Consider the following 21,031-nt stretch of genomic DNA (forward strand, 5'->3'; position numbering starts at 1 on the left):
GCAGTTGTAGGATGACCGTATGATCGGACCCCATGCAGCGCGAGCGGCAGATTCATACGGCGATCGATCAAGGCAGCCTTCGATCCGGCAGGCCTGTTCAATCCGACATGTCTCATGCCTGATCCGGGCGATTTGTAGGGGAAAGCCGCATGAAGCAGCGTTCGTCCATCATCGGCAGCGTGGAGGCGCTTCCACATCGCGTCGCGTCGCATCTGAGCCGCGAGATCGAGGGCGGCGACATCATCCCGGGAGCCCGGCTTCCCACCGAAAGCCAGCTCGCCGACAAGTTCGGCGTCAGCCGCAATGTTGTCAGGGAAGCGATTGCCCAGCTTCGCGCCGATGGCATGATCGAGGCGCGGCAGGGCATAGGCGCATTCGTCATGGCGCCGGAACAGCGGACAGCCATCCGGATCGACCGTGAAGCGCTAAAAGACCAGCGCAACATGGAGCAGCTGTTCGAGCTGCGCAGCATACTGGAGACCGAATCCGCCACGCTCGCCGCAGCGCGCTGCGCATCCGACGACCTTGACGCCATCAATGCTGCGCTGGACCGCATGGGTGGTGAGGAGCGCTGGGAGGATGGCAGCATCGAGGCCGATCTGCTTTTCCATCGGGCGATCGCCCGGGCCACCGGCAATAGTTACATCTACACCTTCATTTCGTTCGTCTGCGAGCAGATCCGCCAGTCGATCCACTATGCCCGCCTGACCAACCCGCTCCACGACCTGGTCGAGGTCAACGTCGCCGAGCACGTGCGGATTTACGACGAGCTCGCCGCGCATGATCCGCAGGCTGCCGGCGAGGCGATGCGCCGGCACATCGAGGGCGCCGCAGCGCGCGTCGGCGTCGAACTCACCGCGAAGCTCAATCGGGGCAAATGACCATGTCGCTCGGCCAGACCAAGGCAATCACCGATATCTGCCTTCTTGTCGAGGATATCGACCGCACCATCGACTTCTACACGCAGAAGCTCGGCTACCGGATCAGACGCCGCGCCGAGGGCTTTGTCGATTTTCATTCCGAGCGCGTGACGCTCGCCGCATGGGAACTGGATCACATCAATCGCCACTGCGGCGTCTCGAATGTCCGCTCACCGAAGCAGGCGCACAAGGCATGTGTCGCCATGGAACTCGAAAGCGCCGGCGAGGTCGACCGGCTTTACGCCGAACTGTCGGACAAGGGCGTGCCGTTCGTCGGGCCGCCCGGCGACTATGTCTGGAACGCGCGCTGCGCCTACTTCCACGATCCGGACGGGACGCTGTGGGAACTCTACGCCTGGACCGGCGCGGGACCGGGCGACTATCACGACACGCAAGTATGATTGGATCGCGACGGCCTCGCAAGAAAGGGCCGCGCCGGGTAGTGTCTCAGTTTGAAATATGCCGAAACGCCTATCTCGTTTGATCGACAAGGCGAAAGCGCCTATATGCTTAGCGGAAAGCATATGGAGGCCAGCGTGCATTTCCTAGTCGTTCCTGTGAATAGGCAACCGGATATGGGGTTCTGGCTTCAAGCCGATAGTCCGGAGGAGGCTAGGCGTTTAGTATCGCTGAACGTCCCTCAAATGGAATATGCGACCAATGAGGGTTACGCGACCTGCGAACAGGATCAGACCCATTCCCCGCCGTACGGCGTGATCGTGGAAGGGTCAGGCCGCACCTTCACAATCAAGAAGCGGTATTGATCATGCCAACCGGACCAAAAGGCCAGAAGCGCCCCGCCGACGTGATCGGCAATGCCGTCCGCGTTATGCGCATTGCGACCGGCGAGGAAGCCGACGACGTGATTGACGACGGCAAAGACCCTGCCGCGAAAGCACTTGGCGCGAAAGGCGGAAAGAAGCGCGCCGAGAACATGACGCCAGAGCGGCGCGCCGAAATCGCCAAGAAGGCGGCAGAGAAACGATGGGCTAATCGCTAGGTACTGCTTTGTTGAGCTTGCTTCAGTGCTTCGAGCTTGGTGGGATCAAAGAAAATAGTGGTCCCAGACACTTGTTCATAGTGATCAATCGTTTGTTGTATCACTTGGCCAAGCAATTTCAGCGTCTTGTGAGACATCACAATAGATACTTGCTCGTAAATTTTGCTGTCGCTGCTCTCATCCTCCACCCCGAATGTTATGATTGAGTCATTGTCGCTGAACCGGATACCGATTGAGCTCGCGGGTATGAATTTAAAATCTGGCGCCCTGGTAGGCAACGGTCATCTCCTTAACGTGTGTTGAGGTTTTTTGCATCGGCGCGCTTATTTCGCTGCGACTAGTAGTCGCCTCATATTTAGCCAAAAAATCATGCGTTCGATTGTTGGATTGCTCAGCCCCGATCTTCTCGAACCTTATCTTGGGCACATACCCAAGGGACAATGCGATGTCAGAGATTGTGTCTGACTCCAGATTACAGGGGGCAGAGAGCCACCGCGTTATCTGCTCTGGCCGCTTGTCGAGCTTTCTTGCAATATCGGCTTTGGTGATGTCACTTTCCTGAAAGGCTTCAAGTAGCTGATCATTGATCTCACCACGAAAATTTTCCCTAAAGTAACCTACCCAGTATTTTGCAATTTTAGGCTCTTTGATTGCGCTCATCAACCGCGTTAGTGAGATAGTCATCCAAATTACCTCCTGATACTGGGCCATATGTTACAAACAAAGATCGCCAGACCGCCTTGCATCGCCTTATCTCTTCACGCCACACGGGCCATCTAATATATCCATCTGTCACCCACTGGAGGCTGAAAAGGTCGCTTGATGTACGTATGTTTGTTGCAATGAACACATCCTTCATGGCGAAGCGGCCAAATATTCTCGTGCTCGGTCTATCTCTCTTTCTGAGTTCCCAAACTTCGTCATCGAGAGGGTTAAGGATCTTGATATCGACTTGTCGATTGTTGTCGCTTCCCACCGTAACCCTTCTGCCTTTTGTGAAGCCATCAATCCAAGCACGCAGTTGGCCAGCATTTTCCTCATCAACGCTATATGCGGTATCCGGGTCCAATTCCTTCAGGACATCAGGCGGCGCATACACGACCCTTAGCCGATGCCCCGATATGATCGAGCGGACCTCCATAAGGCGGCCGTCACCAAGACACTGCGCTAGTATGGGGTCTATTGACATTAAAATCAATACAGGTTCTTAAAATTGAACGTCAGGCTGACACGGAGGCGAGTCGCACACAACCCAAATTATTTGCTTGACGCTAAGCATAAAAGTTCAGATATTATGGGCATGAACAAGCTGCCCCTGAAAACCCGCGTCCAAATCCTCACCATGCTTTGCGAGGGATCGTCTATGCGGTCGATCTCTCGCGTTGCCGACGTTTCGATCAATACCGTTTCGAAGCTGCTGGTCGATGCCGGCAAGTTCTGCGCCGATCTGCACGACCGCGAAGTCCGCAACGTGAAGGCCAAGCGCGTGCAGTGTGACGAAATCTGGTCATTTGTCGGCGCGAAGGCGAAGAACGTTTCGGCCATGAAGCAGCCGGTTGACGGCGCTGGCGACGTGTGGACTTGGACCGCTCTCGACAGCGACAGCAAGCTTATAATCTCGTGGCTGGTCGGCGGCCGTGACGGCGAATATGCGCTGGCATTCATGGACGACGTGAAGGACCGTCTTGCGAATCGCGTCCAGCTCACGACGGACGGCCATCGTGCCTATCTGAACGCGGTCGAGGAGGCCTTTGGAGCGGACATCGACTATGCGATGCTGATCAAGCAGTACGGCGAACCGGAAGGCAAGAAGGCCTCGCCAGAGCGCCGCTATAGCCCCGCCGTATGCACTGGCGCGACCAAGACGCGGATCGAAGGCAATCCAGACCCGGTGCATGTCAGCACATCGCATATCGAACGCGCCAATCTGACGATGCGCATGGCAAACCGCCGCTTCACGCGCCTTACCAATGCGTTCTCAAAGAAGTTTGAAAACCACGTCCACATGGTCGCGATCTACACGGTTTGGTACAACTTCATCAAAATGCACAAGACGCTGAAAATGACGCCGGCAATGGCCGCTGGCGTGTCGCAGACGCTTTGGTCGATGGACGATCTTTGCGAGAAGATGGACGCCGTTGCGCCGAAGCCCGGCAAGCGCGGTCCTTACAAAAAGTCAGTCGCCGAAATTTCAAACTGAGACACTACCCCGCGCCGCATGCAAACAGTCCAACAAAGGAGCAAGAAGATGAGTGGGAACGCATCGCAGTGGAATCGCAGATCGATCCTGAAGGCTGGCGCCGCCGGCCTGGCGGCTTTTGGGCCGGGACTTCAGCTGTTTGGCGCCAGCGCCTCGGCAGCCGCCAAGCTCGTCGTCCAGTATGACTGGCTGATGTCAAACGGCCAGATCGGCGACGTCGCAGCCGTCGCCAATGGCTATTTTGGCGAAGCCGGGCTCGAAGTCGAGTTCAGCCCCGGCGGACCGAACGCCGCCACCGTGCCGCCGGTGGTGTCCGGCGCCGCCCAACTCGGCCAATTCTCCGAATCGCCTCAGCTCTATGCCGCGCGGGCGAGCGGCGTTCCGATAAAGATCATCGCCTGCGGCTATCGCACCGGACCCTATGCGCTGACGTCGAAACCGGCGAAGCCGATCCGGTCGGTGGCGGACCTGAAGGGGATGCGGATCGGCACGCAGCCGACCGCGCGCTTCGCCATCGACGCGATGCTCGCCAAGAACAAGATCGACCCTTCCGAGGTCACCATCGTCAATGTCGGGTTCGATAAGGCGCCGCTCGTTCGTGGCGACGTCGATGCGATCGGCGGCTGGATCACCAACACGCAGGCGCTCAGCGTCGTCGGTGATGATCGGATCGATCTGCTGCTGTCGGAGCTCGGCCTGGCGTCCTACGCCAATGTCTATTTCGCGACCGACAGCGCCATCGAATCCGATTCCGAGACCTTGGCAAAATTCATCGGCGCGGTCGCCAAGGGGTGGGGCTGGGTCCACGCCAATCCCGAGCAGGCGGTCGACAAGCTTGTCGCGGCCTATCCCGAGATCGACGCGGGCTGGGAAAAGAAGACGATCCCCCTGGTGCTGAAACTGTCGTTCGACGACAACACGAAAAAGGATGGATGGGGCACCTTCGATCCTGCCTCGATTGAGAGCCAGATCGCGCTGCTTGACCAGATTGGCCAGTATCCGAACGGCAGGCCGAAGGCCGAGGACGCCTATACGACTGAGGTTCTCGAACTCAGTGCGGCTGAACGGCCGAAGCTCGGCGCGCCCGCCTCTTGATGGCCGCGCCGGCTATCGAAACCTCCGGGCTCGACGTCGGCTATCCCGGCCGGCGCTCGGCCGTGACGGTGATCTCCGGTCTCCACCTGACAGTCGAGGCCGGAACGTTCCTGTCGATCCTCGGGCCTTCGGGCTGCGGAAAGTCGACGTTTCTGCGGGTTGTGGCCGACCTGCTGGCGCCACTTGCGGGCACGATACGCGTGATGGGCGAAACGCCCTCGGCGGTGCGCTCCGGCCGCGGCGTGGGTTTTGTCTTCCAGGACTCGACCTTGCTGCCGTGGCGCACGGCGCGCGAGAATGTGCGGCTGCCGATCCAGGTCGGCCGCCGCAGCCTGTCGCGCATGATAGACGACCGGGCCGACGAGCTGCTCGAGCTCGTCGGGCTGTCGGCGCTCAGTGAGCGCCTGCCGCATCAGCTTTCCGGTGGACAGCGCCAAAGGCTGGCGATCGCCCGGGCGCTGCTTGGCGAGCCACGTCTGCTGCTGATGGACGAACCGTTTGGGGCGCTTGACGAGATCACCCGCGATCGCCTCAACGACGAACTGCTGAACCTTTGGCGGCGGACCGGAACGACCGTGCTGTTCGTCACGCATTCCATTGCCGAAGCCGTCTATCTCGGGCAGCGCGTGATCGTGCTTGCCGCCCATCCCGGACGGATCGTCGCCGACCACGATCTTCGTCCGCTGAAGGGGCCGGACAACAGCTGCTCGCGCGAGGATCCGGCGATCGTCGCGGCAATGGCCAGGATGCGCTCCGCCCTTGGAGCGGCGTCGTGAACCAGGGCGCGCTTTCGCCGTTCGCACAGACTGCGCTGCCGATCCTCGGCGCCGGCTCGCTTATTCTCGCATGGCAATTCCTGCTGCCGCTCGCCGGCGTGCCGGCATACATCGTTCCAACGCCGACCGCGATAGCGGGCGTCTTTTCCCGGAACGGATCGCTTCTCCTGTCGAACCTCTGGCCGACGGCCATCGAGGCGTTTTCCGGCTTCGTGCTCGGGAACCTCGCCGCAGTGCTGCTGGCGGTGGTCTTCGTGCACAGCCGTACACTGCAGGCGGCCTATTTTCCGGTCGTGCTGTTCTTCAATACGATCCCGGTGCTGGCGCTGGCCCCGGTCGTCATCCTCATCTTCGGCCTCGGCATGCTGCCCAAGATCGTGATCGCGGCGGTGATCTGTTTCTTCCCGACGCTCATCAACATGATCCGGGGTCTGGAATCGGCGAGCCCCAGCGAGCACGAGCTGTTCCGCGTGCTGTCGGCGACGCGCTGGGAAATATTCTGGCGCCTGCGCCTGCCTCGCGCGCTGCCAATGCTTTTCGCGTCGCTGCGGATCGCCTCGGCGACCGCGGTGATCGGCGCGATCGTCGGCGAATGGATCGGCTCCGACAAAGGCCTCGGCGCGCTGATCATCCAGGCGACCTTCAACTACCAGTCCGACCGGCTCTACGCCGCCATCGTGCTCTCATCGCTGTTGTCGATCGGGTTCTTCATGACCGTCGTCGCTGCCGAGCGGTGGTCGGTTCGATACCGTTGACCGGTTGGCTCCCAGGGGTGGCCGCTTGGCGTCGCACAGCAGACTTCGCTTCAACGCGCAGGCGAGGATTGGCCTTTCCTGTGTCGGCCTGTACTATGACCAGTGCTTACAGGGGACAGGGGGGAGCTCAAGCGTGGGCCTGGGTCGGAATTTCCGCCGTTGGGGGATGCGGGCGTTCATCGCTGTCATGGTGCTTTCGCCGCAGGCGGCGTCGGCCGACAGCCTTACGCCCGAGCGGATCACTGCCGCCTTGTCGAAGCTCGAACTGCTCGCCGAAGGCGTCGTCGCGGATGGCGGGGTGCCTGGTCTCGCCATCGGCGTCGTTTATGAGGACAAGGTGGTCTTCCTCAAGGGTTTCGGGCATCGCGAGGCCGGTAAGCCGGAGGCCGTCGACGCCGATACGGTGTTCCAGATAGCTTCCCTCTCCAAGCCGGTCTCCGCAACGATAGTGGCGGCGCTGGTCAGCGAGGGCATCGTTTCCTGGGATGCGAAAATTGTCGATCTCGATCCGGCTTTCCGGCTGTCCGAGCCCTATCCGACCAGTGAACTCACGGTCCGCGACCTGTTTTCGCACCGCAGCGGACTTCCCGGCACTGCCGGTGACGATCTTGAGAGCATCGGCTATGACCGCGCCGAGATCCTGCATCGGCTGCGCTTCGTGCCGCCATTGTCGAGCTTTCGCGCCGGCTATTCCTACAGCAATTTCGGACTGACCGAGGGTGCGACCGCAGCCGCGAAGCCGACCGGCAAGCCCTGGGAGGAGATCGCCGAGGAGAAGCTCTACCGACCGCTTGGAATGACCTCGACCGGTTCGCGTTATTCGGATTTCATCAAGCACGCCAATCGCGCCGCGCTCCACGTCAAGGTCGACGGCGTCTGGGCCGCGAAGGTAAAGCGCAACCCGGATGCGCAGGCGCCCGCAGGCGGCGTCAGCTCCACGGCACGCGATCTCTCGCAATGGGTGCGCCTCGTGCTCGGCAATGGGGTTTTTGCCGGCGAGACACTCATTAAAGCCGACGCGCTGGACCAGACGCATGTTCCGCTGATGGCGCGCGGCAAGAACCCCGTCTCCGGCGGCGAGTCCTTCTACGGCCTCGGCTGGAACATCGAATTCGGCCGGCACGGTCTAAGCTGGGGTCATGCCGGCGCGTTCAGCGTCGGCGCCCGCACCCTGGTGACACTTTTTCCGGAGGAGAAGCTTGGCATCGTCATCGTCGCTAACGCCTTTTCGACAGGCGTGCCGGAAGGGTTGTCCGAGAGCTTCGCTGATCTCGCCTTTGACGGAACGGTCGAGAAGGACGGGATCAAGGCATGGGACGACACCTATGCGGGCCTGTTCGGCCCGGCAATCGCGGCGGCCAAGGCCACCTATGCCGCGCCGCCGTCTCCGGCAAGGCCGGCCGGGCTGAACAGTGCCTATGCAGGCCGTTACTCCAACGACTTCATCGGAGATGCGGTCGTGTCGAGCGCGGGGGACGCTCTTGTGCTTAAGGTCGGGCCGGCCGGCGCCCGGTCCTATTCATTGAAGCATTTCGACGGCGACCTGTTCCTTACCTTCCCGGACGCCGAGACGCCGGACGTGCCGTCTGGCGTAAGCTTCGTCATCGGTCCCGACGGCAAGGCGTCGGCTATGACGATAGAATTTCTCGACGGCAATCATCTGGGCACGCTGGCGCGCGTGGGTGACTAGGGTCAAACCACGCTTGTCCAATCATCCCCCTGCAAGACGCGGCATCAACGCTGCCTCGACAAGCTCGACCTTCCATGCTTCGGGTCTGCCGGACGCCATAATCATCGAAGGAGAGCACTGAGGTGAACGAAGACGCCGCCAGTCCAAGGCCGGTTTCGGAAATTGCCAGCTATCACGCGCATATCTACTATGACGGGCAGGCCGAGCGGCAGCATGCCGAATGGCTGCGCCTGCGCATCGGCGAACGTTTCCGCGTGCGCCTGGGCAACTGGCGCGAACAGCCGGTCGGCCCGCACGCGCAAGCCATGTACCAGGTCTCGTTCGCGAGCGAGATTTTCGCCACCCTCGTTCCATGGCTGATGCTGAACCATGGCGGACTGAGTATCCTCGTCCACCCGAACACCACCAACCCCAAGCGCGACCATCTGGTTGACCCGATCTGGATCGGGCGAGCGCTGGCGGTGCACGGCGAGGTGCTTGGCGAGGATGATGAGGCGGAAGAGGCGCTGGAGGTGAATACGGAGCCGACGCTGGGGGTGTAGGGGCGAGGGCGCCGTTCGGCATGTGAGGCTCGGCGTCGGAAATCGCGTGTGCGTGCAGTGCAGTTTAGACGGGCATGACCGGCCGCTTTGCGCCGCAAGTCGGCCGCTCGGGTGTAGTTTCTACTTTCCTCAAAGCGGACGTTGAAGATATGCGGACTTCGGTCCGCGGTTGACCGATTGTGTTGAAAAATCAGCCGTATCGACACTCGGCTCTGAAAGTTCTGAGACACTAAGTTTGGTGACTCGTCTCTCGTGATTGCCATTGGCTAACTTTACTGGACCCGATGCTGGAAGAACTGCAAAAACAGTTCCCGCTCCGTGGTGATGTCGAGCTTTTCGTAGATGCGCCGGCGATGGTTCTTGACGGTGCCGACGGTAATGCCGAGACGCTCGGCGATGTTCGCCGTCGGGTGACCGGCCAGGATCAGCTGGACAAGTTCCCGCTCGCGGAGAGACAGCTCTGGCCACAGGCTCGCCGGGATGGTCGGCTCCTGCCGAGGCGAGGCGCCGGGACCTGTCGGCGCCGACGTGCGGGAGAACTCGGCCGCGTGCGCCTTGATGTCGAGTGCGTGCAACGCCTCGAACACCGGTAGCCGCTCATCCAGCAAGGCGATCTCGCTGTCCTTGAACGACATCGTCGAGCGGTCGAGGAAGATACCGAGGCACCAGTCGCCGCCATCCGCCAGCATGATGCCGACCTCGTCGCAGATTTCCGACTGCGCCAGGAAGCCGGCTATGTATTGGCCGCGCTTGGCCTCGTCGTCGGCAAGCCGCTTCAGCGGCATGATGCCCAGCCTTCGCTCGCGCCGCCACGAGGCATAGAACGGATCGAAGACATAATAGCTGGCGAGGTAGCGCTGGACCATCTCGTCCGAGAAGCGCCGGTGCTTGACGAATTCCGGCGTCCGGGTCGCCGAATAGCGCGTCACGGTGACGAGGTCGTGGTCGATGTCCGCCCCGATCAGGTCGATCAGGCAGTCGACATGGCTGTCCGTGCCGGTGGCGGCGATCGCTTTTGCGAGCGGCGCCCAGATATTGCCCATGCGCATGCCCTTTTCTCGGTTATGTCGGCCAGCCGTCATTGTGTCTTTAGGCATATGGCGCGATGCCGCCCGTCGAATCTAGCCTAGCGTCAACTTAGACCAAATCCCGAGGCGACCGTGACCCAACCCAACTTCACCGGCCCCATTGTTGGTAACCCGCCAATCATTGGCAATCCGATCGTCATCGGTATAGACGCCGGCGGCACCATGACCGACACGATCCTTGTCGATCAGGACGGCCACTTCAAGATCGGCAAGTCGGCAACCACTCCGAAGAACGAAGCCGAGGGTTTTCTGGCCTCGGCCGAGGACGCGGCAGACGCCTGGGGCATATCGCTGGAATCGCTGTTTTCCGGCGTCAATGTCGTGCTCTATTCCGGCACCGGCATGCTCAACACGCTGTTGTCGCGCACCGGCCGCCGGCTCGGGCTGATCACCACCAAGGGCCTCGAGGATATGATCCTGATGGGCCGCGGCCTGCAGGCCTGGGCCGACTATTCCTATGCCGACCGGCTGCACGCGGTCACCCATCATCATCCCGATCCGCTGGTGCCGCGCCGCCGCACCCACGGTGTCACCGAGCGCATCGATCAGTTTGGCGACATCGTGCTACCGCTCTACGAGCATGAGGTTTCGGCCGCCGCCAAGAGGCTGATCGCCGACAAGGTCGAAGCGATCTGCATCATGACCATCTTCTCGCACGTCAATCCGGTGCACGAGAAGCGCATCGCCGAGATCTGCCGCGAGGAGGTCGAGAAGGCCGGCGCCGACATCATCGTCTACACCAGCCACGAGGTCCGCCCGGTCATTCGCGAACAGTCGCGGCTGAATTCGGTGCTGATCGAGGCCTACGCGACCTCGCGCGGCCGCAAGCAGCTCAAGGGGATCGAGGACGTCTCGAAGAAATACGGCTTCAAATATGGGGTCCAGACGCTGCTCTCCTTCGGTGGCCTGACCTCGATCAACCACCCGCGCCTGCATGAAACCATGATCTCCGGCCCGATCGGCGGCATCCTCGGTGCTGCCTATGTCGGCAAGCTGATCGGCAACGACTCGCTGATCTGTTCGGATATGGGCGGCACCTCCTTCGACATGGGCGTCATCACGCGCGGCCAGACGCGGATCGAGAACGAGCCGTTGATGGACCGTTTCAAGCTCAACGTGCCGACGCTGCATCTCGACACCATCGGCGCCGGCGCCGGCATGATCCTCAAGCTCGATCCGTTGACCAAGAAGGTCAGCCTCGGGCCGGAAAGCGCCGGCTCCGACCCTGGCCCGATCTGCTTCGATCGCGGCGGCACCGAGCCCACCATCGCCGACTGCGACGCCATCCTCGGTCGCCTCAACCCACACTATTTTCTGGGCGGCAAGGTTGTGCTGCAGGTCGAAAAGGCCCGCCGCGCCTTCCAGGAGAAATGCTCCGACATATTGGGCGTCGGGCTGGAGGAAGCCGCCGAAGGCATGATCGACATGCTGGAGTCCGACGCCAACAACGCGCTGCGCCGCGTCATCTCGGGCCAAGGCATCCATCCGTCGGAGTTCACGCTGCTCTCCTATGGTGGCTCCGGTCCGCTGCATCTGGCCGGCTGCTCCAGAGGCATCGGCTTCAAGGATATCATCACCTTCCAGTTCGCAGCCGCCTTCTCCGCCTTCGGCTGCACCACGGCCGATTTCATGCGCCGTCATTCGGTGTCGACGCAGCACGACATCCCGTCACGCGCCGATGAAGCCACACTTGCCGCCTTCGGTGCCAAGGTCACCACGGTCTGGAACGACCTGACCAAGGCCGCGGTCGACGAAATGATCGCCGACGGTCACGCGCGCGAGAAGATCAGGACCGTGCCCTTCCTGATGATGCGCTACACCGGCCAGCTCGAGGATGTCGAAGTCATGGCGCCGCTGGCCGAGATCAATTCGGCCGACGACATGCGCAAAGTCATCGACGAGTTCGAGGCGGTCTATGCCAAGGTCAACCATCGCGTGTCGCGCTATGGCGAAGCCGGCTTCACCATCACCGAACTCGGGCTGATCGCCACCGCCGACAAGGTCAAGCCGGTACTGCTCAAACGTCCGCTCGGCGCCTCCAATCCGGCAGCCGCCCACAAGGGCGGGCGCGAGGCCTATATTGGCGGGCGCTGGCACAAGGCCAATCTCTACGAGATGGATCTCTTGCAGCCCGGCCACGAAGTGATCGGCCCGGCCATCATCGAACATCCCGCCACCACGCTCGTCGTTCATCCGCAGGACCGCGTCTTTGTCGATGAATGGACGCTGCTGCACTACACCCACGCTTGAGAGGGCGAAAGCCATGTTGGACAAACCTGCCTCGGCCCTGCGCCTTCGCGAAAGACTGCTCGATTCCGAGCGGCTGATGGAGGAGACCGGCTGCTACGACGGCATCACCGAACTCACGCTGCGCAACCAGGATCCGCTGAAATTCGAGACGCTGCACACCAAGCTGCGCGCCTATTGCGTCTCGGCACGTGAGATGGCCCGCCGCATCTCGGCCTCGCCCGGCGTGCGCGAGGTCGGCGAAATGGTGGTCGCCATCTACACCCCCGAAGGCGACGCCATCGCGCTCTCCAACGGCATCATGGTGCATGTCCATACGATGAGCCGCTTCATCAAGTGGATGATCAAGAACAACTACGAGGAAAATCCGCGCATCCGCGAAGGCGATATCTTTGCCAACAACGATGCTTTCATCGGCACCGTGCAGGTGCCCGACGTCATGGACGTGGTGCCGATCTTCCATGAAGGGACGCTGGTCGGCTGGGCGGGTGCCGTCTGCCACGAGCTGGAAGCCGGCGGCATCACCCCGGGTGGCGACGTCTGTCTCGCGCAAGAGCGCTTCACCGAAGGCCTGTTCGTCTGCGCCGAGAAGATCGGCGAGAACGACGAGATCCGCCGTGACTACGTCATCCGCTGTGAGCGCAATCTGCGCATGCCGATCTACTGGGTGCTCGACGAAAAGGCCAAGGTCGCCTCCTGCATCGACATGCGCGAAAGCGTCAAGCAGCTGATCTCCGAGATCGGCCTCGACTACTGGATGAAGGTGTCGAAGGAGTTCATCGAGGAAGGCCGGCGCGCCCAGCTCGCCCGCACCCGCCAGCTCACCGTTCCGGGTATCTATCGCGGCCACACTTTTTATGGCCACGTCACCGCCGGCAAGCCAGGTTTCCAGCTGCTTGGCGATCCGGATTGGCTCTACAACATCCCGATCGAGATGGAGATCACCACTGACGGCAAGATCACCATGGACTTCGAGGGCACCCAGCCTTGGGGCTATCATTCGATGAACTGCACACCGGCCGGCATGGATGGCGGCATGTTCGTGACGCTGACCCAGCACATGAATTTCGAAGGCCTGGTCAATGACGGTGCCTGGATGGCGACTGAACTGAAACTGCCGCATGGCACCTGGACCAACCCCGACAACGAAATGGTGGCCACCGCCACCTCGTGGGCCTTGCTGCTGCCGGCCTACGGCGTTTTCCAGCGGCTTTTGTCGCGCAGCTTCCTGGCGCGGGGCTTCGTCGAGGAGGCGTTCGTCGGCCAGGTCAACAGCCCGATGATCGAGATGGGCGGCGAAAGCCAGTATGGCACGCCGTTCGGCATGGCGCATTTCGAATGCGCCGCCGCCGGTTCCGGCGCGCTCGCCATCAAGGATGGTCTCGACACCGCCTATGTCGGCTGGAATCCGGAATCCGACATGGGCAACATCGAGGTCTGGGAACAGTCGATGCCGATGGTCTATATCGGCCGCTCGATCGTGCCCAACTCGGGTGGTGCCGGTAAATATCGCGGCGGCTGTTCGTTCATCTCGACCTGGCTGATCAACAAGACCTCGCATCTCAGGTTGCACACGTCGGAGCACTCATCGCGGGTGTTCGACAATGTCGGTATGTGCGGCGGCTATCCGGCGCCGACCTGCCAGAAGCATCGCGCGGTGCGCAATTCCAACATTCATGAACTGGCCGCCAGGGGTGAACCTCTGGCGCACTCGCCCGGCATCGACCCGCACGTCTCGGATTACGAGAAGAACATCGGTGGCGACCATGTCGTGGTCGAGGGCCCCTACATCACGTCGCCGCACAAGTCCGGCGACATCTTCAGCCATTCCTACAATGGCGGCGGCGGTTACGGCGACGTGCTGGAGCGCGATCCGATCAAGACGGCATGGGATGTCGAGAATGGTTTTCTCACCCGCGAAGCGGCGGACCAGGTTTTCGGCATTGTGCTGAAGGACGATGAAGACGGTTATCCCATCGCCGATATCGACGCCACGGTCGAACGCCGCGCCGCCATGCGCAAGCAACGTCTGGCCAAGGCAATCCCGGTGGCGGACTGGATCGCCGCCGAGCGCGGTCGGGTCGAAAAGGCCGACTTCGCGCCCGAAGTGAAGAAAATGTACGCCAGTGCGATCAAGCTGTCGTCGCGCTTCACCAAGGATTTCAGCGATTTCTGGAACGTCGATGCCAGATCGATCTTTATGCCGGGAGCAAAGCCATGACCTCGTACAGCAAGGAAGTCATCCGCGATCTGGCTAGCGGCCAACTGCCGTGGCCGCAGACAAGGCGCATCATGAGCGCCTACAAGGACGATGACCGCTTCTTCAAGATGGTCGCCGTCTATCAGGACCGCGTCGCCTGGAAAGACCCGATCCTGCTGCCGGTCTCGGACCATCTGTTCATCTGCCAGAGCGGCGACGAGCGGATAACCCGCTGTGAGTGCGGCCATTCCTTCGGCGATTACCGCAAGAACTGGAAGCTCAACGCCGCTATTCATGTGCGCAACACCGAGGAGGCGCTGCGCGAGATCTACCCAAACAGCGATCTGCCCGATCCCCAATGGATGGAGATCCGCGAGTTCATCTGCCCGCAATGCGGCACGCTGCACGAGGTCGAGGCAGCAGCGCCGGGCTATCCGATCGTGCATGATTTCGAGCCCGATCTCGAAGGCTTCTATCGCGAATGGCTGGGCAAGCCGCTCAAGGGAAGTTGATGCCATGAACCGCGTCGCAGGCAAGATAGCGCTCGTCACCGGGGCCGGCATGGGTCTCGGGCGGGCATCGTCGTTGTTGCTCGCCGCCGAAGGCGCCAAGGTCGTCGTCACCGATATCGATGAGACGGCCGCTCGCCAGACCGCCGAGTTGATCGCTGAGAACGGCGGCGAAAGCCTTTCATTTAGCCACGACGTTTCCAACCTCGAAGACTGGCCGTCCGTGATGTCGGCGGTGGCGAAACGGTTTGGGCGGCTCGATGTACTGGTCAACAATGCCGGCATCGCCACTGCCAAGAACATCGAGGACACTTCGCTGCCGGAATGGCGGCGCACCATGGCCGTCAATCTCGACGGCGTCTTTTTCGGCTGCCAGCAGGGCATTGCCCTGATGAAGCAATCGAGCGGCGGCTCGATCATCAATCTGTCGTCCATCGACGGTATCATCGGTGAGGCCGAACTCGCCGCCTATTGCGCCTCCAAGGGCGGCGTGCGCACGCTGACCAAGGCGGTCGCCGTGCACTGCGCCGAAAGGCGCTACGGCATCCGCTGCAACTCCATCCACCCCGGCTACATCTGGACGCCGCAGACCGAAAACTATCTGCGCGATCTCGGCACGCTCGATCAGGAGAAGGCCAAGGCGCTCGCCCGCCACCCGATCGGCTTTCTCGGTGAGCCCAACGACATCGCCTACATGGTGCTCTACCTCGCTTCCGATGAATCGAAATTCGTCACCGGCTCCGAAATGGTCGTCGATGGAGGTTATCTTGCTGTGTGATCGAGAACCCCCGTCCGGCCTGCTTGCCTGCCCCAAACCGTTTGGAGACAACAGCTGATGCCAAGCCTTTGCGGCCGCAGCGCGATCGTAACCGGTGGGTTTTCGGGCATGGGCCTTGCCATTGCGACAGCGCTTGCCGAGGCCGGCGCCAATGTCGCCGTCGGCTCCTACATCGCGCCCGCCGGCGCTGACACATCCGATGCCGCCTACTATCCGGGTGGGGATGAAATCGAGCGCGTACGAACCGCTCTTGCTGCACAGGGAACCAAGGTCCACGCCGCCCATCTCGACGTGCGCGATAGCGACATCACCAACCGTTTCGCGGCGGAAGCCGAGGCGGCCATCGGCCCCATCGACATTCTGGTCAACGCCGCCGGCACCACCGCAGAGCAGCCGGTCTGCGGTCATTCCGACGCGCTGTGGGACAAGATCGTCGACACCAATCTGACCGGCGCTTTCCGTGTCACGCGTGCCGTGTTGCCTGGCATGATCGGGCGCGGCTGGGGCCGCATCGTCAACATCGGCTCGACGGCGGCTTCCGTCGGCTGGAAGGACAATCCGGCCTACTGCGCCTCGAAGGCTGGCCTTCTCGGCCTGACCCGCTGCGTGGCGCTGGAAGGCGCTGCCTATGGCGTCACCTGCGTCATGATCAGCCCGACGTGGGTCGAGACCGAATTGATGCGCCGCAACGTGGCGCAGGTCGTCGAGCGCGAAGGCAGGGGACGGACCGCGCAGGAAGCGATGGCCGAGATCGCCCGGGGCAACCCGCAACAGCGCATGCTGCAGCCGCAGGAGATCGCAGCTTTGGCCGTCTTCCTGTGCTCGGACATGGCCAGGGGCATCACCATGGAAAACATACAGATCACCGGCGGAGCACTGTGGTAGCGCTCTCGCGGGATGGGTGCGGCCTTCATAGGAGAAGGCCGGCATTAGGTAAGGAAAGTCCAACCGACAGGGGAACTGATATGAAAGGGACCAATGTCTTGAAAGGCGCCGGCATCGGGCTGGCGCTCCTGCTTGCAGCGAACACTCAAGCACGAACCGCCGAACTTGGGGCCAAGGATGAGCCGATCAAGCTTGCCATGCTCGAATGGACCGGCGCTCACGTCTCCACCCGCATCGCCGGCCAGTTGCTCGAAAAGATCGGCTACAAGGTCGAATACGTCACCGCCGGCAATTTTCCGCAATTCTCCGGCCTTGCCGACGGCTCGCTGAGCGCCTCCGTGGAGATCTGGCTGAACAATGTCGGCGACATCTATCCCAAGGTACTGGCCGAGAAGAAGATCGAGGACATCGGCAAGCTCGATCTCGAAACGCGCGAAGGCTGGATCTATCCGAAGTTCATGGAGAAGGTCTGCCCGGGCCTGCCCGACTGGACGGCGCTGACCAAGCCCGAATGCGTGCAGGCGCTGTCGACGCCCGAGACGGCGCCCAATGGCCGCTTCCTTGACTATCCGGCTGATTGGGGCTCGCGCGCAGCGACCATCCTGGCCGACAATAACATGCCCTACACTGCCGTGCCGGCGGGGTCGGAGGGCGCGCTGGTCGCCGAGCTTGAATCCGCCGAGGCAGCCAAGTCACCGCTGGTCATGATGTTCTGGGGTCCGCACTATGCGCTCGCCGAAAACGATGTCGGCTGGATCAAGATGCCGCCCTGCAAGGAACAGGGCAACGAGCACTGCATCACGCCGCCCGACGTCGACAAGATCGTCTGGTCCGGCTTTGGCGCCAAATGGCCCGCCGCCTACGCTTTCCTCAAGGCCTTCAAGATGGATGCCACCGAACAGCAGAAGATGATGCTGGCCGTCGACAAGGACGGCAAGGATCTCGACGCCGTCGTCAAGGAATGGGTCGACAAGAACGAGCCCGCCTGGAAGCCCTGGGTCGATGCGGCTAAGGGATAGAGGCTCGATGTCTCGCCGCTTGAGCGGCGGTCGATTTGCCAACCTGGCTTTGCATCAAGCGAGGCCGGGTTTCGGTCGCGCGAGGGCCTGAGCGAATGAACACTGCCGCCCCGCGAATCAAGCTTGCCTGCCGCAATGTGTGGAAGGTCTACGGGCGGCGTCCTGCCTATTATTTCGATTCACGCGGCTACATCATCGAGCCGGACGCACTGGCCGAGCGGCTGCGCTCGGAAGCGCATCTGCCCGCCGTGGTCGATGCCACGTTCGAGGTGGCGACCGGCGAGATCTTCGTCATCATGGGGCTCTCCGGCTCTGGCAAGTCGACGCTGGTGCGCTGCCTGTCGCGGCTGGTCGAGCCGAGCGCAGGCGAAATTCTCCTCGATGGCCGGGATCTGCTGAAAGCCACCGGCAAGGAACTCATCGAACTGCGCCGCCATGCCATGGGCATGGTGTTCCAGAATTTCGGCCTGCTGCCGCACCTTACCATTCTGGGCAATGTGGCGTTCCCACTGAAGATCCAGGGCAAGCCGGTCAAGGAGCGCGAAGCCCGCGCCCGCGAAATGATTGCGCTGGTCGGCCTCGAAGGCCGTGAGACCTCGTTTCCGCATCAGCTCTCAGGCGGGCAGCAGCAGCGCGTCGGCATCGCCCGCTCGCTCGCAGTCGGCCCGGAACTGTGGTTCCTCGACGAGCCGTTCTCGGCGCTCGATCCGCTCATCCGAAGGCAGATGCAAGACGAATTCCTGCGTCTGCAGCGGATGCTGAAGAAGACCATCGTCTTCATCACCCACGACATGGCCGAAGCCTTTAGGCTGGCCGACCGGCTCGCCATCATGCGGGCCGGCAAGATCGTCCAGATCGGCCGTCCGGCCGATATCGTGCTCAACCCGGTCGACGACTATGTCGCCCAGTTCACCGAGGACATGCCGCTGCTGCGCGTCATCAGGGCAGGTGATCTCGCAGCACCGCTGAACGGAGCGGCGGTGCCTGATGAAAGCATCGCCGCCGATGCCAGCCTGGAGGATCTTATTCCACGTCTGGCTTCGGGCGTTTGTGAATTCAGCGTGAAGGGCGAGGGCGCCGGCCCGCCGGCGCTGCTGACCGCTGGCGCCGTGCTTGCCGTGCTGGAGCGGGAACAGACAAGGCGAACACGGTCGTGACGGCGCCAGCCACATCGTTCCGACCCCCGCCAAGGGTCGCAATGGAGCCGGCCCTGCTTCCCTGGTGCTCGTTAATCGTGCTGACAGCGCTGTGTCTCATCCTGAAAGCCGATTTGCCCTGGCTGGTGACATTTCCCAAGGAATGGACCCTGCCGCTCGCGGCAGGCGTGAACGCGGTCACGGACACCGTCGTGACCGTCGTTCAGCCGGCGTTCCGAGCCCTTTCCGCAGCGCTCGAAGCGCCGATGCGCGGCGCTCGTCTCGTCCTGGTCTGGCTGCCATGGCCGGCGGTTATGCTGGCGGTGGCGGCATTGGCGCTGAAATCGAGCGGCGTCCGGCTGGCGGTTTTCGCCGTGCTTGCGCTCGGCTACATCCTGGTTGCCGGCTATTGGCCGCAAAGCATGAGCACGCTGTCCTTGGTACTGCTTGCCGTACCGATCTCCACCGTGCTCGGCTTCGCGCTTGGCGTGCTTGGACATATCAGGCCCGGCAAGTGCCCGGTGTTGTTGGGCGCGCTCGACTTGATGCAGACCGTGCCGGCCTTCGCCTATCTCATCCCGCTGCTTCTGCTGTTCGGCTTCGGCCCGGTGGTCGGGCTGATCGCCAGCGCCATCTATGCGACGCCGCCGATGGTGCGCAACACCATGCTTGGCCTCGATCGCATGCCCCCCGATATCAGCGAAGCCGGATTGATGAGCGGCTGCACGCGCCGCCAGCAATTCTGGCATGTAGAGGTGCCGACCGCGCTGCCGCAGATTCTGGTCGGCTTTAACCAGACGACGATGGCTGCATTGTCGATGGTGATCGTCGCCGCCATCATCGGCGGCTTCGAGGACATTGGCTGGGAGGTGCTTTCGTCGATGCGCAAGGCCGAGTTCGGCCAGAGCATTCTGTCGGGCCTGGTGATCGCACTGCTCGCGATCCTCATCGACCGGCTGACGATCGGCTTTGCCAGGAAACGCTCGACCGGACCGACAGCGGCCATGACCTGGATGACAAATCGCAAGCTGGTGATGTGCTTGTTGCTAGCAGTCGCATTGGCAATCGCCATCCGTGTCTTACTGCCGGATGAAACGCTGTTGCCGGCCAGTGGGCTGCGCATGCAGGTCGGCGGCGTCAATCAATGGCTGCTCGGCCTCGTGCGCGACTATGCCTGGTTCTTCAACGGCCTGCGCAACGGCGTTCTCTATTGCCTGTTGCTGCCGCTCAGGATCGGCATCTCAGGCGCTGCCGTTCCCGCCATCTGGGGGGTTGCGTTCTCGCCGATGGCGAACGTGATCTATGCTGTCGCCGCTCTGCTCGCCTCCGCATTGCTGCTGCATCGCTTCAACTGGCGGCCCGCGCTGGCGCTGCTGGTCGCCGGCACCTTACTCTATACCGGCTTTCTCGGTTTCCCCTGGCCCGTCTTCATTCTCGGCATTGCCTTGCTTGCCTTTCAGGTTGCCGGCTTGCCGCTCGCGCTCTTTGCCGCGGCAGGCTTTCTGCTGATCCTCGTCAACGGCTTGTGGGGCGCGCTGGTCCAGTCTCTCTATCTCTGTACGCTGGCGGTGCTGCTTGGCCTGGTGATCGGCGGGGCGCTCGGCGTCTGGGCCGCTTATAGCGAGCGGGTTTCGCGCATCCTGAAGCCGGTCTGCGATACGCTGCAGACGATGCCGCAATTCGTCTTCCTCATTCCGGCGTTGATGTTCTTCAAGGTCGGCGAGTTCACCGCGCTGATCGCAATCATGCTCTACGCCATCGTGCCGCCGATCCGCTATGTCGAGCATGGCTTGCGCCATGTACGGGCCGATGTTGTCGAGGCGGTCGAACAGATGGGCGCGACACCGGCGCAGACACTATTCCAGGCGAAGCTGCCGCTGGCGCTGCCGGTGGTCATGCTTGGGCTCAACCAGACCATCATGGCGGCACTATCCATGCTTGCTATTGCCGCCCTGGTCGGCACGCGCGATCTCGGACAGGCGGTCTATGTTGCGCTCGGCAAGGCCGATGCCGGTATGGGCCTGATCGCCGGCCTGTCGATTGCGTTCCTGGCCATCTTAGCTGATCGGCTGATCCAAGCCGCCGTGGCAGGCAATACATCGACCATTTGAAAAAAGACACGTTTGACAACGACGACAATGGTCAGATGTGCTGCTAACCGCCTCTTCCTGAACGACTGCTCTCGCCCAAA

19 protein-coding genes are annotated in these 21,031 nt (G+C 61.9%); 17 read left to right on the top strand and 2 right to left on the bottom strand.

Annotated elements, in window-relative coordinates; all coding sequences use genetic code 11:
* The first annotated feature begins 149 nt into the window (after window positions 1-149).
* The 3 genes from NMG80_RS05885 (at window position 150) to NMG80_RS05895 (ending at window position 1,920) form a co-directional block, all read left to right on the top strand.
* The gene (locus tag NMG80_RS05885) at window positions 150-881 is read left to right on the top strand and encodes a FadR/GntR family transcriptional regulator (protein WP_254017272.1); all 732 of its coding nucleotides are present in this window, start codon (window positions 150-152) and stop codon (window positions 879-881) included.
* Between the two features lie 2 nt (window positions 882-883).
* Complete coding sequence (locus tag NMG80_RS05890; RefSeq protein WP_370463434.1) at window positions 884-1,321, top strand: VOC family protein; 438 nt, start codon at window positions 884-886, stop codon at window positions 1,319-1,321.
* Between the two features lie 365 nt (window positions 1,322-1,686).
* Window positions 1,687-1,920: an RNA-binding protein gene (locus tag NMG80_RS05895; protein ID WP_254017273.1), complete on the top strand. Its 234-nt coding sequence runs from the start codon at window positions 1,687-1,689 to the stop codon at window positions 1,918-1,920.
* Window positions 1,921-2,172: 252 nt separating this feature from the next.
* Here NMG80_RS05895 and NMG80_RS05900 read toward each other — a convergent pair whose 3' ends face one another.
* On the bottom strand, window positions 2,173-2,604 hold the full coding sequence (locus tag NMG80_RS05900; RefSeq protein WP_254017274.1) for a hypothetical protein: 432 nt from the start codon (window positions 2,602-2,604) through the stop codon (window positions 2,173-2,175).
* A 616-nt stretch (window positions 2,605-3,220) separates the two neighbouring features.
* Here NMG80_RS05900 and NMG80_RS05905 point away from each other — a divergent pair.
* The 6 genes from NMG80_RS05905 to NMG80_RS05930 all read left to right on the top strand — a co-directional run bounded on the left by NMG80_RS05905 (window position 3,221) and on the right by NMG80_RS05930 (window position 8,978).
* Window positions 3,221-4,120: an IS1 family transposase gene (locus NMG80_RS05905; RefSeq protein WP_254017275.1), complete on the top strand. Its 900-nt coding sequence runs from the start codon at window positions 3,221-3,223 to the stop codon at window positions 4,118-4,120.
* A 48-nt stretch (window positions 4,121-4,168) separates the two neighbouring features.
* The gene (locus tag NMG80_RS05910) at window positions 4,169-5,215 is read left to right on the top strand and encodes an ABC transporter substrate-binding protein (RefSeq protein WP_254017276.1); all 1,047 of its coding nucleotides are present in this window, start codon (window positions 4,169-4,171) and stop codon (window positions 5,213-5,215) included.
* Window positions 5,215-5,991, top strand: a complete 777-nt coding sequence (locus tag NMG80_RS05915) for an ABC transporter ATP-binding protein (RefSeq protein ID WP_436798551.1) — start codon at window positions 5,215-5,217, stop codon at window positions 5,989-5,991. The genes NMG80_RS05910 and NMG80_RS05915 overlap by 1 nt, the downstream gene beginning before the upstream one ends.
* Window positions 5,988-6,746 (top strand): ABC transporter permease, encoded by a 759-nt coding sequence (locus NMG80_RS05920; protein ID WP_254017278.1) that lies wholly within the window; start codon window positions 5,988-5,990, stop codon window positions 6,744-6,746. The genes NMG80_RS05915 and NMG80_RS05920 overlap by 4 nt, the downstream gene beginning before the upstream one ends.
* 133 nt (window positions 6,747-6,879) lie before the next feature.
* Window positions 6,880-8,436, top strand: a complete 1,557-nt coding sequence (locus NMG80_RS05925; RefSeq protein WP_436798552.1) for a serine hydrolase — start codon at window positions 6,880-6,882, stop codon at window positions 8,434-8,436.
* 122 nt (window positions 8,437-8,558) lie between these two features.
* Window positions 8,559-8,978, top strand: a complete 420-nt coding sequence (locus NMG80_RS05930) for a DOPA 4,5-dioxygenase family protein (protein WP_254017279.1) — start codon at window positions 8,559-8,561, stop codon at window positions 8,976-8,978.
* A gap of 272 nt (window positions 8,979-9,250) precedes the next feature.
* Here NMG80_RS05930 and NMG80_RS05935 read toward each other — a convergent pair whose 3' ends face one another.
* Window positions 9,251-10,027, bottom strand: coding sequence for a helix-turn-helix transcriptional regulator (locus tag NMG80_RS05935; RefSeq protein WP_254017280.1), 777 nt, complete (start codon window positions 10,025-10,027; stop codon window positions 9,251-9,253).
* Between the two features lie 159 nt (window positions 10,028-10,186).
* Between NMG80_RS05935 and NMG80_RS05940 the strand changes: the two genes are divergently transcribed.
* From NMG80_RS05940 to NMG80_RS05975, 8 genes are all read left to right on the top strand, one after another.
* Window positions 10,187-12,316 carry a hydantoinase/oxoprolinase family protein gene (locus NMG80_RS05940; protein ID WP_254017360.1) on the top strand — a complete coding sequence of 710 codons (2,130 nt, stop codon included), beginning with the start codon at window positions 10,187-10,189 and terminating at the stop codon, window positions 12,314-12,316.
* A gap of 13 nt (window positions 12,317-12,329) precedes the next feature.
* Window positions 12,330-14,534, top strand: a complete 2,205-nt coding sequence (locus NMG80_RS05945) for a hydantoinase B/oxoprolinase family protein (protein ID WP_254017281.1) — start codon at window positions 12,330-12,332, stop codon at window positions 14,532-14,534.
* Window positions 14,531-15,025 (top strand): acetone carboxylase subunit gamma, encoded by a 495-nt coding sequence (locus NMG80_RS05950; RefSeq protein WP_254017282.1) that lies wholly within the window; start codon window positions 14,531-14,533, stop codon window positions 15,023-15,025. The genes NMG80_RS05945 and NMG80_RS05950 overlap by 4 nt, the downstream gene beginning before the upstream one ends.
* Before the next feature lie 4 nt (window positions 15,026-15,029).
* Entirely contained in the window at window positions 15,030-15,800 is a 771-nt protein-coding gene (locus NMG80_RS05955) for a glucose 1-dehydrogenase (protein WP_254017283.1), read from the top strand.
* Window positions 15,801-15,857: 57 nt separating this feature from the next.
* Window positions 15,858-16,685, top strand: a complete 828-nt coding sequence (locus NMG80_RS05960; RefSeq protein WP_254017284.1) for an SDR family NAD(P)-dependent oxidoreductase — start codon at window positions 15,858-15,860, stop codon at window positions 16,683-16,685.
* A gap of 80 nt (window positions 16,686-16,765) precedes the next feature.
* Window positions 16,766-17,704, top strand: coding sequence for an ABC transporter substrate-binding protein (locus NMG80_RS05965; protein WP_254017285.1), 939 nt, complete (start codon window positions 16,766-16,768; stop codon window positions 17,702-17,704).
* A gap of 95 nt (window positions 17,705-17,799) precedes the next feature.
* A complete protein-coding gene (locus tag NMG80_RS05970; protein ID WP_254017286.1) occupies window positions 17,800-18,861 on the top strand; it encodes a quaternary amine ABC transporter ATP-binding protein in 1,062 nt (353 codons plus the stop codon).
* A gap of 41 nt (window positions 18,862-18,902) precedes the next feature.
* Window positions 18,903-20,951: an ABC transporter permease gene (locus NMG80_RS05975; protein ID WP_254017287.1), complete on the top strand. Its 2,049-nt coding sequence runs from the start codon at window positions 18,903-18,905 to the stop codon at window positions 20,949-20,951.
* Window positions 20,952-21,031 lie beyond the last annotated feature (80 nt).

It is taken from the genome of Mesorhizobium escarrei (assembly GCF_935825525.1).
In the GTDB taxonomy this organism is placed as follows: Bacteria; Pseudomonadota; Alphaproteobacteria; order Rhizobiales; family Rhizobiaceae; genus Mesorhizobium; species Mesorhizobium escarrei.